This window comes from Saccharibacillus qingshengii, from assembly GCF_013185195.1.
Classification (GTDB): Bacteria; Bacillota; Bacilli; order Paenibacillales; family Paenibacillaceae; genus Saccharibacillus; species Saccharibacillus qingshengii.
In genome coordinates, this window is the sequence record NZ_JAAZWC010000002.1 from 1 (window position 1) to 12,660 (window position 12,660).

10 protein-coding genes, 6 tRNA genes and 1 rRNA gene are annotated in these 12,660 nt (G+C 54.6%); 16 read left to right on the forward strand and 1 reads right to left on the reverse strand.

Features of this window, described 5'->3' with window-relative positions; translation table 11 throughout:
• The first annotated feature begins 213 nt into the window (after positions 1–213).
• Positions 214–330: ribosomal RNA gene (gene rrf, locus HRQ60_RS01905) — 5S ribosomal RNA — on the forward strand.
• A 335-nt stretch (positions 331–665) separates the two neighbouring features.
• Here the strand turns inward: rrf and HRQ60_RS01910 are convergent.
• Positions 666–1,646 (reverse strand): ketoacyl-ACP synthase III, encoded by a 981-nt coding sequence (locus HRQ60_RS01910; RefSeq protein ID WP_172193963.1) that lies wholly within the window; start codon positions 1,644–1,646, stop codon positions 666–668.
• A gap of 290 nt (positions 1,647–1,936) precedes the next feature.
• On the opposite strand from HRQ60_RS01910, the gene HRQ60_RS01915 reads away from it, so the two are divergent.
• From HRQ60_RS01915 to HRQ60_RS01985, 15 genes are all read left to right on the forward strand, one after another.
• The gene (locus HRQ60_RS01915) at positions 1,937–2,824 is read left to right on the forward strand and encodes an NAD(P)-dependent oxidoreductase (RefSeq protein WP_172193964.1); all 888 of its coding nucleotides are present in this window, start codon (positions 1,937–1,939) and stop codon (positions 2,822–2,824) included.
• Positions 2,825–3,160: 336 nt separating this feature from the next.
• Positions 3,161–3,232 (forward strand) — tRNA-Glu (locus tag HRQ60_RS01920).
• A 6-nt stretch (positions 3,233–3,238) separates the two neighbouring features.
• Positions 3,239–3,314, forward strand: a tRNA-Val gene (locus HRQ60_RS01925).
• A gap of 44 nt (positions 3,315–3,358) precedes the next feature.
• Positions 3,359–3,432: transfer RNA gene (locus HRQ60_RS01930), tRNA-Met, on the forward strand.
• Between the two features lie 19 nt (positions 3,433–3,451).
• Positions 3,452–3,527 (forward strand) — tRNA-Asp (locus HRQ60_RS01935).
• 20 nt (positions 3,528–3,547) lie between these two features.
• A tRNA-Gly gene (locus tag HRQ60_RS01940) sits at positions 3,548–3,622 on the forward strand.
• A gap of 8 nt (positions 3,623–3,630) precedes the next feature.
• Positions 3,631–3,707: transfer RNA gene (locus HRQ60_RS01945), tRNA-Arg, on the forward strand.
• Positions 3,708–4,007: 300 nt separating this feature from the next.
• Positions 4,008–4,511, forward strand: a complete 504-nt coding sequence (gene ruvC / locus HRQ60_RS01950) for a crossover junction endodeoxyribonuclease RuvC (protein ID WP_172193965.1) — start codon at positions 4,008–4,010, stop codon at positions 4,509–4,511.
• Positions 4,508–5,128 carry a Holliday junction branch migration protein RuvA gene (gene ruvA, locus HRQ60_RS01955; protein WP_172193966.1) on the forward strand — a complete coding sequence of 207 codons (621 nt, stop codon included), beginning with the start codon at positions 4,508–4,510 and terminating at the stop codon, positions 5,126–5,128. The genes ruvC and ruvA overlap by 4 nt, the downstream gene beginning before the upstream one ends.
• Before the next feature lie 37 nt (positions 5,129–5,165).
• Positions 5,166–6,173 (forward strand): Holliday junction branch migration DNA helicase RuvB, encoded by a 1,008-nt coding sequence (ruvB, locus tag HRQ60_RS01960; protein ID WP_141446462.1) that lies wholly within the window; start codon positions 5,166–5,168, stop codon positions 6,171–6,173.
• Positions 6,174–6,240: 67 nt separating this feature from the next.
• A complete protein-coding gene (locus tag HRQ60_RS01965) occupies positions 6,241–8,358 on the forward strand; it encodes a SpoIID/LytB domain-containing protein (protein ID WP_172193967.1) in 2,118 nt (705 codons plus the stop codon).
• Between the two features lie 7 nt (positions 8,359–8,365).
• Positions 8,366–9,400: a tRNA preQ1(34) S-adenosylmethionine ribosyltransferase-isomerase QueA gene (gene queA / locus HRQ60_RS01970; RefSeq protein ID WP_172193968.1), complete on the forward strand. Its 1,035-nt coding sequence runs from the start codon at positions 8,366–8,368 to the stop codon at positions 9,398–9,400.
• A gap of 67 nt (positions 9,401–9,467) precedes the next feature.
• Positions 9,468–10,607, forward strand: coding sequence for a tRNA guanosine(34) transglycosylase Tgt (gene tgt, locus HRQ60_RS01975; RefSeq protein ID WP_172193969.1), 1,140 nt, complete (start codon positions 9,468–9,470; stop codon positions 10,605–10,607).
• A gap of 63 nt (positions 10,608–10,670) precedes the next feature.
• On the forward strand, positions 10,671–11,000 hold the full coding sequence (gene yajC, locus HRQ60_RS01980) for a preprotein translocase subunit YajC (protein ID WP_172193970.1): 330 nt from the start codon (positions 10,671–10,673) through the stop codon (positions 10,998–11,000).
• Positions 11,001–11,211: 211 nt separating this feature from the next.
• Positions 11,212–12,528, forward strand: a complete 1,317-nt coding sequence (locus HRQ60_RS01985) for an ArsB/NhaD family transporter (protein WP_172193971.1) — start codon at positions 11,212–11,214, stop codon at positions 12,526–12,528.
• The last annotated feature ends 132 nt before the right edge of the window (positions 12,529–12,660 follow it).

Sequence of the window (12,660 nt, forward strand, 5' to 3'; positions counted from 1 at the left end):
ATCTGTTTTCCTTTGAAGGAAAACAACACTTCTTGACGCGAAGTGGATCGTTTCGGATCCGGTTTTCAGGGTGCAAATCCTGAACAGGCTTCTTTACGGAAGCCGCAAAGCGAAAGGTTTGAATTCGAGCGACTTTTGGATTCCCTGCCCAAGGATGTTCCATCCGAAGGAAGGAAACAAGCGGAGCGAGAAGGCAAATCTGGAGCGACTAGGTTTGGTGGTGATGGCAGAGGGGTTCCACACGTTCCCATCTCGAACACGACCGTTAAGCCCTCTAGCGCCGATGGTACTTGGACCGCAGGGTCCTGGGAGAGTAGGAAGCTGCCAAGCCGAAGAGAAAAAGCCTTTACCGCAATCGCGGTAAAGGCTTTTTTTGTTGTTCTTAAAATTATTTTGCTCTTAATCTCTTAATCTTTTAAGCTCTTGCAGCCGGCAAAGCCGCTGCCTCCCTTCCCTGCGGCCCATTCCAGCCGCCTTCACTCTAACTCTCTCTATTCTGCCTCTCAAGCGCCTAGAGGCTTGAGAAGCTTTCCTACCCGCACAGAGCGAGCCTTTTTCGACCTGCGCTTCGTTGTCCTTCCCCTTTTCCTGATTGGAATAAAGACAGCTGTAAGGTAAAAGGGGAAGAACAAAGGCGCTCCGGTTCGAAAAAGGCTCGCGGCCCTTCACCAGCGAACAACAATCCCCGAATGCGTCAAGCCGGCTCCAAATCCGTAGAGGATCAGCAGATCGCCTCGTTTGACTTTGCCTTCATCAATACCAAGCTGCAAAGCCAAAGGAATAGAAGCGGCCGAGGTGTTTCCATAAAATTCGGCACTGGTTAAAGTAGATTCCGGAGTGAAGCCTGCTTTTTCCGAGATGGAATCGATCATTTTGAGATTGGCGCTGTGCGGTATAAACCAATTCACCTGCTGATAGTCTTTCGGCAGGTCGCGGATAAGCTGCTGTACGCCTTCGGGAACGGTGCGGACAGCCCATTTGTATACTTCACGTCCGTTCTGAACGACTTTGCCGTCTCCGTCCAAAGGCTTGCCGTTTAAGGTTGTAGCCATACCGGCACGATAGACATGCTGTCCGCCGCTTCCGTCACTGCCCATATGGGTAGCGAGAAAAGCTCCTTCCGCACTGTATTCAACGACCGCAGCTCCGGCTCCGTCTCCAAAAAGAATACAGGTACTGCGATCCGTATAATCGATGGTTTTACTCATGCATTCGCCGGCTACGATCAGCACCTTGCGGTGCATACGCGAAGTGACCATCCCGTTTGCCAGGTGCAGCGCATAAGTGAAGCCTGCACAAGCGGCACTCAGGTCAAGCGTACCGGCATTGGGAAGGCCAAAGGCGGTCTGAACCAGGCAGGAGACGCTGGGGAAGGGGTAATCCGGCGTGGTGGTAGCGGCAAGAACCAGATCGACTCCTTCGAGCGCATCCGGATAACGGCGCAGCAGATCTTCCACCGCTTTGATGCAAAGATGTGAAGTGAATTCGTTGTCGGCGGCAATCCTTCTTTCCCGGATGCCTGTTCGTTGGACGATCCACTCGTCGTTGGTATCGACCATCGCTTCAAGATCATCATTGGTCAGTCTGCGCTCGGGAACGTAAGTACCGAGAGCGGCAATGCGTGCAGTCGAATGAATTTGGGTCATTACGCAGTTCAGCTCCTTTGGCACTCTTCATTAGTACCTGGTACTAATATAAAAGTCTTAGATTCTTTTTGCAAGTTTTTTAAATAAATAGCCTTCCGTTCGATTCTAAGCTCAATTTCTTTTTACTGATCTATGATAAAGTTAAAGACGGATAAAAGGCGCGAAGGTTGAACAGATCTGGCAGTAGGGCTCCCTATTGAGTCTAGAACATTCCAAAAAGCAGTTGGTTGAGTGTATCGAGCAGCACATGGCCTCCGTAGGCGAAAATTTATCAAATGCAGAAGGGATGAATGCATGTGATTTCCGAAAAAACGATTGTTGGATTTGCCGGTATCGGCGTAATGGGGAAGAGTATGGCCGGTCATATTATGGACAAAGGTTATGAGGTGCATGTATACAATCGTACTCCGGCCAAGGCTCAGGAGCTTGTAGAACGCGGTGCCGTTTGGCACGATTCGCCGGGTGATCTGGCTCAGGTCTGCGATGTTATCATCACGATGCTTGGTTATCCCAAAGACGTCGAAGAAGTCTATACGGGCGAAGACGGCTTGATTGCCCATGCGAAAAAAGGAACCTATTTGATCGACATGACGACATCGAGTCCGCTGCTCGCCAGACGTTTGGCCGAACTGGGAACCGAAAAAGGTCTGCATATTCTGGATGCTCCCGTCTCCGGAGGCGATGTAGGCGCGAAGAAAGCGGCGTTGTCGATCATGGTCGGGGGAGAAAGTTCCGCTTTTGAAGATCTGAAGCCGCTGCTGGAGATTATGGGCAGCAACATCGTGCTTCAGGGCGGAGCGGGAGCCGGACAAAACACGAAGATGTGCAATCAGATCGCGATCGCTTCCAACATGGTAGGGGTAACGGAAGCAATTATCTATGCGGAGAAAGCCGGGCTTGATCCCAAGACCGTGCTGAAAAGTATCGAGACCGGTGCCGCCGGCAGTTTCTCGCTCAGCAATCTGGTTCCCCGTATGCTCGATGGAGATTTCGAGCCGGGTTTCTACATCAAGCATTTTATCAAAGATATGGGGATCGCTCTGCAGTCGGCCGAGGAAATGAAGCTGGAGCTTCCCGGTCTTCAACTGGCAGAGTCGCTGTACCGGAAGCTGGCCGACCAGGGATACGAAGATAAAGGAACCCAGGCTTTGTACAAGCTGTGGCAGGAAGAAGCTTGATTTCTGGTCTTTGCGCGGAGTCGGAAGGAGGAGAAACCTTCTTCCGACTCCGCATTCATTAGGGGAGGAATCCCGCAGGCAACTTTTCCGAAGAAACGGAAAAGGCTTAAAAGCCGGTTTCGGACACTCGTTTTTCTGCCGCCAAACGTTTGGCTTTGAGGCGGGCAGGGGTAATAATAGGCATCACAGCGCGGTTTGTAAAACCATTTTCAACTTTATTAAAGTTTTTTGTTAAAAAGGGTTGACCATTTGCTCGCTGGCATGGTATATTATTTCTTGTCGCCGCGGACGAAACGCTGAAACAAGCGAGACGCTCCAAGAAGCGAATGACAATGAGGCCCGTTGGTCAAGGGGTTAAGACACCTCCCTTTCACGGAGGTAACAGGGGTTCGAATCCCCTACGGGTCATATTATGGAGGCTTAGCTCAGCTGGGAGAGCATCTGCCTTACAAGCAGAGGGTCGGGGGTTCGAGCCCCTCAGCCTCCACCATGAAGACTTTCGTGACGAAGTCGGATATAGCAAGAACACTCTGACGCGGGGTGGAGCAGCTCGGTAGCTCGTCGGGCTCATAACCCGAAGGTCGCAGGTTCAAATCCTGCCCCCGCAATTGTTTCACCTTATGGCTTGGAACCGTGGTGTAGGGGTTAACATGCCTGCCTGTCACGCAGGAGATCGCGGGTTCAAATCCCGTCGGTTCCGCCATTTTAATTAAATAATGTTTTGCGGACGTGGCTCAGCGGTAGAGCATCGCCTTGCCAAGGCGAGGGTCGCGGGTTCGATTCCCGTCGTCCGCTCCATTGTTTTTGCGCCCTTAGCTCAGCTGGATAGAGCGTTTGACTACGAATCAAAAGGCCGGGAGTTCGAATCTCTCAGGGCGCGCCATTTTTTTACACTTAAGCGTCTCGGACGCAGATAGAAAGACTGCTTTTCAGGCGGAAGATTCCGACTCGAAAGCAGTCTTTTTTGTTGTTTTTTGCGCGTTCAAAGGTTTTGCCCAGGAGATGCCGAAATTATAAAGAAGAAAGCGTTCTGTGGGTGTCTCCTTTTTCAACTTTTGCTATAATGAAAAGACGGATACATATGTTCGGTAGAATGTATGGGAGGCCGGACTGGATAAGACGTTGGACAGAAGCTTTGCGAAAAAGCGGCTGTGCGTTTTTTCGGGGAAAAGGAGAGATAAACTTGCGCATATTGGGAATTGACCCGGGGATCGCGATCGTCGGTTTTGGGTTTATCGACAAAGAAGGAACCAAATGCACGCCCGTTCAATACGGCTGCATTCAGACCGAGGCACATACACCCGACGAAGAACGGCTGCTGCACGTGTACGAAGCCATGGTGCAGTTGATCGATAAATACAAACCGGATGAGGTAGCGTTCGAAAAACTGTTTTTCAACCGCAACGTATCGACGGCCATGCCGGTCAGTCAGGCCCGCGGGGTCTTGATCCTGGCAGCGCATCAGAAAGGCCTGCCGATCGGCGAATATACGCCAATGCAGGTCAAGCAGGCCATCGTCGGTTACGGCAAGGCCGAAAAGCGGCAGGTACAGGAGATGGTGCGCATGTTCCTCAAACTGCAGGCCGTTCCCAAGCCGGACGACGTGGCGGATGCTTTGGCGGTCGCGATTTGCCATGCGCATTCGTCTACACTAAACTCCAAATTGAATGAGGTATTGCGAAAATGATCGATTTTGTGCGAGGGCACGTGGCCCATTTGGAAACGGAATATATCGTCGTAGATGTGCAGGGCATCGGATACCGGGTATTTTGTCCGAATCCGTACGCTTTTGCCGCAAAAGGGGAAGAAGCGGTTACGGTGTATACGCATCACAGTGTCAGGGAAGATGCTATTCTTCTGTACGGATTCTCCACAAGGGAAGAACAAAAGCTGTTCCGCCGGCTGATCGAAGTGTCGGGCATCGGACCGAGGGTAGCACTGGGAATCCTTGCGGGCGGTACCCCCGAGAAGGTCGTCTCCGCCATTCAGCAGGAGAACCTTACGTTCTTGATCAAACTGCCGGGAATCGGAAAAAAAACGGCGCAGCGCATGGTGCTGGACTTGAAAGACCGGCTGGATGGATTCGTGGCACCTTCGCTTGGAGGTCTGTTTGACAACAACGCCGCGGCGGAAGCGGAACTGGACGGCGGAGGCTGGAGAGAAGCCCGCGAAGGGCTCGAAGCGCTCGGATATACGGAAGCGGAACTGGACAAGGTCTGGATGCATCTGAAAGAAGATCTGCAGCCGGGAGAACCGGTCGATCTGCTGATGAAACGGGCTTTGAAGGTTCTTTACAAAGGGTAAATGCGGTACAGTATAAACGGGGAGGAACGGTGGACTTATGGATGACCGGATCATATCGGCCAATCTGATGATGGAAGACCAGGCGGTGGAACTGAGTCTGCGTCCCCGCTATCTATCGGAGTATATCGGTCAAAATCAGGTCAAGGAAAACCTGAAAGTATATATCGAAGCGGCCAAAATGCGGGGAGAAGCGCTTGATCACGTGCTGCTCTATGGGCCTCCGGGACTCGGGAAGACGACACTCGCTAACATTATCGCAAACGAGCTCGGCGTGAACCTGCGTACGACTTCGGGACCGGCGATCGAACGTCCCGGCGATTTGGCGGCGCTGCTGACCAATCTGCAGGAAGGCGATGTCCTGTTTATCGACGAAATTCACCGGCTGCACCGGACGGTCGAAGAAGTGATGTACCCGGCGATGGAAGATTCCGCGCTCGATATCATGATCGGCAAAGGTCCGAGTGCGCGCTCGGTACGGCTCGATCTTCCTCCGTTCACGCTGATCGGCGCAACGACGCGGGCCGGGCTGCTGTCCGCACCGCTGCGCGACCGCTTCGGCGTCGTGAGCCGGCTCGAGTTCTACGGGGTCGAAGACCTGGCGTTTATTGTCTCGCGCAATGCCGATACGCTGAATGTCGAAATCATCGGCGATGCCGCGGAAGAAATTGCGCTGCGGGCCCGGGGAACGCCGCGGATCGCGAACCGGCTGCTCAAACGGGTACGCGATTTTGCACAGGTGCGCGGAGACGGGATCATTACGCCGGAGATCGCGGCCGAAGCGCTGTCGCGCCTGCAGGTCGATCCGCGCGGGCTCGATAGTATCGACCACAAGATGCTGCGCTCGATGATCCAAAGTTTTCGCGGAGGACCGGTGGGGCTCGATACGATCGCCGCGACGATCGGCGAGGAGAGCCAGACCATCGAAGACGTATACGAACCTTATTTGCTGCAAAGCGGATTCATTCAGCGCACGCCGAGAGGCCGCGTTGTTACTGCCCAGGCTTATGCCCATCTGGGCCTGCCGATGCCGGAAGACGGAAAATAGCACGCCTCGACCGTTACCGTTAGGTTGACCGTAGGGGACGACCGGATTTACAAGGAGGAACGCAAGCATGACTAAGCAACATTTGAGTCGTAAGCCCGTCAAGTGGGGGAGAACGCTGCTCGCGGCAGCCGTCGCCCTTTCCTGTCTGCCGCTTCAAACGGCCGTTCACGCCGAAGAGCCCGAAGACACCGTGCGCGTAGGATTATTTCTGAATTTGGGAAGCACCTACAAGCAGACGACATCCAAAATTACGCTGACACCCGAAATCGCCGCAGCAGTCGGACTGAAAACGGATGGGGGCTATGTAAAGTGGTTCTCGACCTCGGCCGGCGGCGTTACCCTGTTCGCTCTGGACGGACCGAAAGTCAAAGTTGGCGAAAGCTCGGACCTTCAAACGGTATCTTCGCTTGCCGGCAAATTGAAATCGGGCGCGGATAAACTGTCCGTTTACAAAATCGTGCGAAACGGAAAAGACGTCTACCAAATGTACGCGGGACCGTATTCGAACGATAAAGCCGCGGCAGACGCCGCAGTTCGGTTGGCGGGAAGTGCTTCGGCCAACTCGGTTGGCGGATTGTTGCCGAAAGCGACAGGCACGTTCTCCCTGAGCGGAGGCAGTTACGGTACGCTGAACGCCGCTTCGTCCGCTTTGCAAAAAGTGTTGGACGCGGGATTTGACGGCGCCGTCGCCGTTTCAACCGATTCGGGTGGAAAAGCCGTGTACAGCTTGAAAATCGGCGAGGAAACATCGGCGGCCGCTCTGGACTCGCTCAAAACCGCCGTTTCCTCCCGCCTCGGCGGGATCCCTTTGTCGACAGCCTCTTCCGCACCTTCGGCCTCCGCGGTCATCCGCAGCGATGCGACTTCGGGTCTGACTGCCGGTACCGCCGCTGCGCTTTATCTGCTGACGCTCGGCGAACAAGACCGGATCTGGATTGACGGGACGCCGGAGAGCCGTATTCGAGTGGAGGAACGTTCAAAACGCTCGTACCGCGGCGATCTGGAGATCGGCATTTACGGCAGTCAGCTCTATCTGGTGAACGAACTTCCGATGGAGCAGTATTTGTATTCGGTCGTAGGGTCGGAAGTTTCTTCTTCGTGGCCGGCAGAGTCGCTTAAGGCGCAGGCCGTGGCGGCACGCAGCTACGCAACCGTACAGACCCGGGCGACGACCAAGTTCAAAGTGGCCGATGTCGTCGATTCCACACTGAGCCAGGCGTATGGCGGGGTAGGTTCGGAGAGCAAACCGGTCAATGCGGCGGTCGATGCGACGGCAGGCGAGATTCTGAAGCAGAACGGCAAGCCGGTCGAAGCCCTGTTTTCCTCCAATGCAGGCGGCATGACCTCCGATCCGACGGAAGTCTGGAACAGCGGCGGAAGCGAGCTGTTCTCGAGCGTGCCTTCCGATTCGGACCGCGCGGCGGCAGCCAATCTCAAAAAGTGGTATCATGTAGCGTTGTCCAACGGTAAAATCGGCTATGTGCGCGAAGACAATGTGGCGGACAAAGGACTTGATGCAACAGGATTCCGCAAAATGACGGTGACCGCACAAAATACCAAAGTTCGTCCGCTGCCTCAGATTCAAAGCGGCGTCTCGGAACTTTCGAAAATGAATCCGGGCGAAGAAGCGCTGGTACTCGAAGTGGTGAGCGAATCGAGCACTTACGAATGGATCCGTGGACCTTACACATCCGCCCAACTGCTGGCTTCGCTCAAAGGACGCACGACGACCAAGCTGCCGGCTTCTATTCAGACGATCCAGGTCAGTCAGCGCGGCCCTTCGGGACGTGTGACCGAACTGAAGATCAACGGAACCAAAGTGGATGTGAAATATCCGGATATGTTCCGTACCGCACTGAGCGGCCTTCCAAGCACTTTGTTCGATGTCGTGTCGGCGGATGCCTATACCGTGATCTCTTCGGCCAAAGTATCCAAGAACAGCACATCCGGGCCGCTCAAGTTCGGGGCCTCGGCACCGTCCAATCTGCTGAGCCGCAGTCTGGCTTCGATCGGGACCAGTACCACCGAAGTTTCTTCCGGAACCGGATTTTTCTTTGTCGGCCGAGGAAACGGCCATGGCCTGGGGCTTTCCCAATGGGGAGCCAAAGGACTTGCGGACGCAGGGGAAACGTATCCGGAAATCCTGCTCCATTATTACAATAACGTAGAACTGACTAAGGACTGAAGACTCCATGAATGTAGAAGATTACGATTTTGAACTGCCTGAACGGCTTATTGCCCAAACTCCGCTTGCGGAACGCACCTCATCGAGACTGCTGGCGCTGAACAAGCGTACGGGGGAGATGGAGCATCTGCATTTTTACGATATTTTGGACAAGCTCAATCCGGGTGACACCCTGATCCTTAATGACACCCGGGTCATGCCGGCGCGTCTGCACGGCGTCAAACCCGAAACGGGAGCGCGTGTAGAACTGCTTCTGCTCAAAAATATCGAAGGCGATCGCTGGGAAACACTGGCCAAACCCGGCAAAAAGGTCAAGACGGGCGCCGTCCTCCGGTTCGGTGACGAACTGGAAGCGGTCGTACTGGAAGAAGGCGATATGGGGGCCCGAATCATCGAGTTCCGATATGAAGGCATCTTCCAGGAAATTCTGGATCGTCTCGGCGAAATGCCGCTTCCTCCTTATATCAAGGAACGGTTGGACGATCGGGAACGCTATCAGACGGTGTATGCCAAACACGAAGGTTCCGCAGCCGCTCCGACTGCCGGTTTGCACTTCACCGAAGACCTGCTTGATAAGCTGCGGTCCAAAGGCATAGAGATCGGTTTTGTTACCCTTCATGTCGGACTGGGCACTTTCCGTCCGGTGTCGGTGGAGCAGATCGAAGAACATGTCATGCACGAAGAATACTACGAACTGCCGCAGGAAACGGCCGAACTGATTAACCGGACCCGCGAACGCGGCGGCCGGGTCGTCTCGGTCGGCACCACGTCGACACGCACGCTCGAGTCGGCGGCCAGACGAACCTTGGACGAAAGCGGCCGACTTGCGGCGGACAGCGGCTGGACGCAGATTTTTCTGTATCCGGGCGAAGACTTCAAAGTTGTCGATGCATTGATCACAAACTTCCATCTGCCCAAGTCTACGCTCGTCATGTTGGTCAGCGCCCTTGCCGGGAGAGAGCATGTATTGGCGGCTTACCGGGAAGCGGTAGAATCGGAATATCGATTCTTCAGCTTTGGCGATGCCATGTTCATTTATTAAAATCGGCGGTTAGCCGAACGATTCAAAGGGGCTTCGGCCCCTCATTTTCTTGTAAAGGAACGATCCGATGACATCTGCAATCCGTTACGAACATATCAAGACCTGTAAGCAGTCGGGCGCGCGGCTTGGCCGCGTGCATACGCCGCACGGCATTATCGATACGCCGACTTTTATGCCGGTCGGTACTTTGGCCACGGTCAAAACGATGAGCCCGGAAGAACTCAAACAAATGGACGCCCATATCATTCTGAGCAATACGTATCATCTCTTCCTGCGTCCGGGACACGAGATTATCCGCGAAGCCGGCGGCCTGCACAAATTCATGAACTGGGATCGTCCGATTCTTACCGACAGCGGCGGTTTCCAGGTATTCAGCTTGGCGGAAATGCGCAAGATCACCGAAGAAGGCGTGAACTTCCGTTCCCACATCAACGGAGACAAGCTGTTCCTGTCGCCTGAAGTGGCGATGAATATTCAGAACGCGCTGGGTTCGGATATCATGATGGCATTCGACGAATGTCCGCCTTATCCCGCCGAGCATGCGTATCTCAAACGCTCGCTTGAGCGGACATCCAGATGGGCCGAGCGCTGCCTCGAAGCCCATGCGCGTCCACAGGACCAAGGACTGTTCGCAATCGTTCAAGGCGGCATGCACGAAGACCTGCGCCGTCAGAGCGCAGCCGATTTGACTTCGATGGATTTCCCGGGGTATGCTATTGGTGGACTGAGTGTGGGAGAACCGAAACATCTGATGTATGAAGTGCTGGAGTATACGGTACCGCTGCTCCCGGCGAACAAACCCCGCTATTTGATGGGCGTGGGTTCGCCGGATGCTCTGCTCGAAGGCGCCATTCGCGGAGTCGATATGTTCGACTGCGTGCTGCCTACGCGCATAGCGCGTAACGGAACGACGATGACAAGCCAGGGCCGGGTGGTTGTACGCAATGCCCAGTACGCGAGAGACTTCGGTCCTCTCGATCCGAACTGCGATTGCTATACCTGCCGGAACTATTCGCGAGCGTATTTGCGCCACCTGATCAAGGCGGACGAGACGTTCGGTCTCCGGCTGACCACTTATCATAACCTCCACTTCCTGCTCGAATTGATGCGGGGCGTCCGTCAGGCGATCCGAGAAGACCGTCTGTTGGATTTCCGCGACGAATTCTTCGAGCAGTATGGCATGCACACCAACGACAAAGGGTTCTAAACCGCCCCACGGGTCCAGTACGATTATTCGTACGGCCAATCGCACAATAAGGGGGATTTCACCATGTTTCCATCTACAACGCTTGCAACCGCTGCCGGATCGGGCGGAGGACTGCTCATGACCATCGTTCCATTCGTGTTCATGATCGCAATCTTCTACTTCCTGTTGATTCGTCCTCAGCAGAAGAAACAGAAACAGCGCAACGCCATGTTGGGCCAGCTTAAAAAAGGCGATAAAATCGTCACCATCGGCGGCCTTCACGGGACAATCTTGGAAATCACGAGCGACATTGCCGTCGTTCGCGTGAACGATGTAACGAAGCTGACATTCGATCGCAGCGCGATCAGCCACGTCACAACGGCCGGCTCCGATGTCAGCCTCGACAAGAAGTAAGACTAACCGAATAGGGAAGCGCCGGCGGAGGTGGACCGCTTTGCACTTCCGCACAGGCTGCCGCCGAACGGAGAATCTCCGTTCTACGGCAGTTTCTTTTTTCTTGGCATTTCATTATAGGAAATACCGAAACATTCCCGCCCAAAGGGACTCTACATAGTGAGCAGGAAATTGAAATAGGAAATGGGAACGGCTGAAAGGAAGTGAAGGCATGATTTCCGAAATCGATACCGCATTTTGGCCGGTCTATACGGCGGCAGCCGTATTTGGAATCGTCTATGTGCTTGTCGTAACGGAAAAGATAAACGGAGGTTTGGCGGCAATTGCAGGAGCTCTGGTGCTGCTGGTGCTGGGGATCGTCGATTGGAATGCCGCGTTGAGCCATCATATCGCTTGGAATGTTCTGCTGTTGATGGCGGGAATGACGATTACGGCAGCTGCTGCCGACCGAAGCGGCATTTTACAGTTCTCGGCGCTTATGCTGGTACGGGCGGTAGGCAGCAGTCTGCCTGCGGTGCTTGTGATCGTAACGGTTTTGGCGGCCGCAGCCGCAGCTCTGCTCGGAAGCGGCCCTGCACTGCTGCTGCTTGCGCCTCTTATCCTGCGGATTGGACGCACGCTGCGAATCGGCCCGGTACCTTTTCTGATTATGAGCGTGATTGCCTGTAATCTTGGAGGGATGACCACACTGGCGGGAAGTGTGTCCAATATGATGATCGGCACGGCAGCCCATATCGATACGCGCGATTTTGCCGCTCGTCTGTGGGCGCCCGCATTGATTCTGCTCGCTGTCCATATGGGGCTGCTGATGCTGATTTTCCGCAAAGAAATGCGCCGATCCGCAAAGCGGCGTGCCGATATTCAAGCGCTTAATCCGCGTCTTTGTCTATCCAATCGGCGCAGCGCCTTCTTGTCGCTGGCTGTATTGACTCTTCTGGCTGCAGGCTTATTGGTTCACGAGAAGCTGGGAATGGGCAGCGGGATGGTCGCGATCGCGGCGGCGCTGTTGATGCTAGCCGTCAATGTCCGTTCCGCAGAAGATGCCCGTCAAGTGCGCGCGCATACGGACTTCAAGACCCTTGCCGTCGTCGCCGGATTCTATGTCCTGGCCGGCGGTCTTGTGGAAACGGGAATTACGGGCGAAATCGCAGTGAAGCTGCTGGAACTGACCAACGAAAACAAAACATTGACCGCCCTGCTGCTGTTTACGGTATCGGGCCTGCTGTCCGCCGTGCTGGATCCGGTTCCGCTGACCGCCGCGGCCATTCCGCTTGTCCAGACATTGGGGCTGCAGATGGAAGTGGTGCGTCCGTCCGATCTGAACGAGTTATGGTGGGCTTTGGTACTGGGAAGCGGAATCGGCTCCAGCGGAACGCTGGCCGGTTCGGTCGCGGGTGTGCTGGCAGCCGGCCTGGCGCAAAAAGAAGGATACCGCTTTTCTTATTTATCGTATCTGATGATCGCTTTTCCTTTGACACTTCTGGCTCTCGGAGCCGGGGGATGGTATCTGTATACGCATATTTTGTGAAGTGCCGTGCGTCTGCGGTGGTCACTGAATCTTGGGCAGGAATGGACGCATCGGTGTCGAATGAAGGGTTAGGGAACCGGAATGCTTGTTGTGCCGCCTCTACAAAAAAGATACTCGGCGGCGATTGCGTGG

What these genes read in the sequence shown, in the direction of transcription:
- HRQ60_RS01915 (WP_172193964.1), top strand. Translation starts at nt 1,937, where the DNA reads ATGCATGTGATTTCCGAAAAAACGATTGTTGGATTTGCCGGTATCGGC.
- HRQ60_RS01910 (WP_172193963.1), bottom strand. Translation starts at nt 1,646, where the DNA reads ATGACCCAAATTCATTCGACTGCACGCATTGCCGCTCTCGGTACTTAC.
- HRQ60_RS01965 (WP_172193967.1), top strand. Translation starts at nt 6,241, where the DNA reads ATGACTAAGCAACATTTGAGTCGTAAGCCCGTCAAGTGGGGGAGAACG.
- queA (WP_172193968.1), top strand. Translation starts at nt 8,366, where the DNA reads ATGAATGTAGAAGATTACGATTTTGAACTGCCTGAACGGCTTATTGCC.
- yajC (WP_172193970.1), top strand. Translation starts at nt 10,671, where the DNA reads ATGTTTCCATCTACAACGCTTGCAACCGCTGCCGGATCGGGCGGAGGA.
- ruvB (WP_141446462.1), top strand. Translation starts at nt 5,166, where the DNA reads ATGGATGACCGGATCATATCGGCCAATCTGATGATGGAAGACCAGGCG.
- HRQ60_RS01985 (WP_172193971.1), top strand. Translation starts at nt 11,212, where the DNA reads ATGATTTCCGAAATCGATACCGCATTTTGGCCGGTCTATACGGCGGCA.
- ruvA (WP_172193966.1), top strand. Translation starts at nt 4,508, where the DNA reads ATGATCGATTTTGTGCGAGGGCACGTGGCCCATTTGGAAACGGAATAT.
- tgt (WP_172193969.1), top strand. Translation starts at nt 9,468, where the DNA reads ATGACATCTGCAATCCGTTACGAACATATCAAGACCTGTAAGCAGTCG.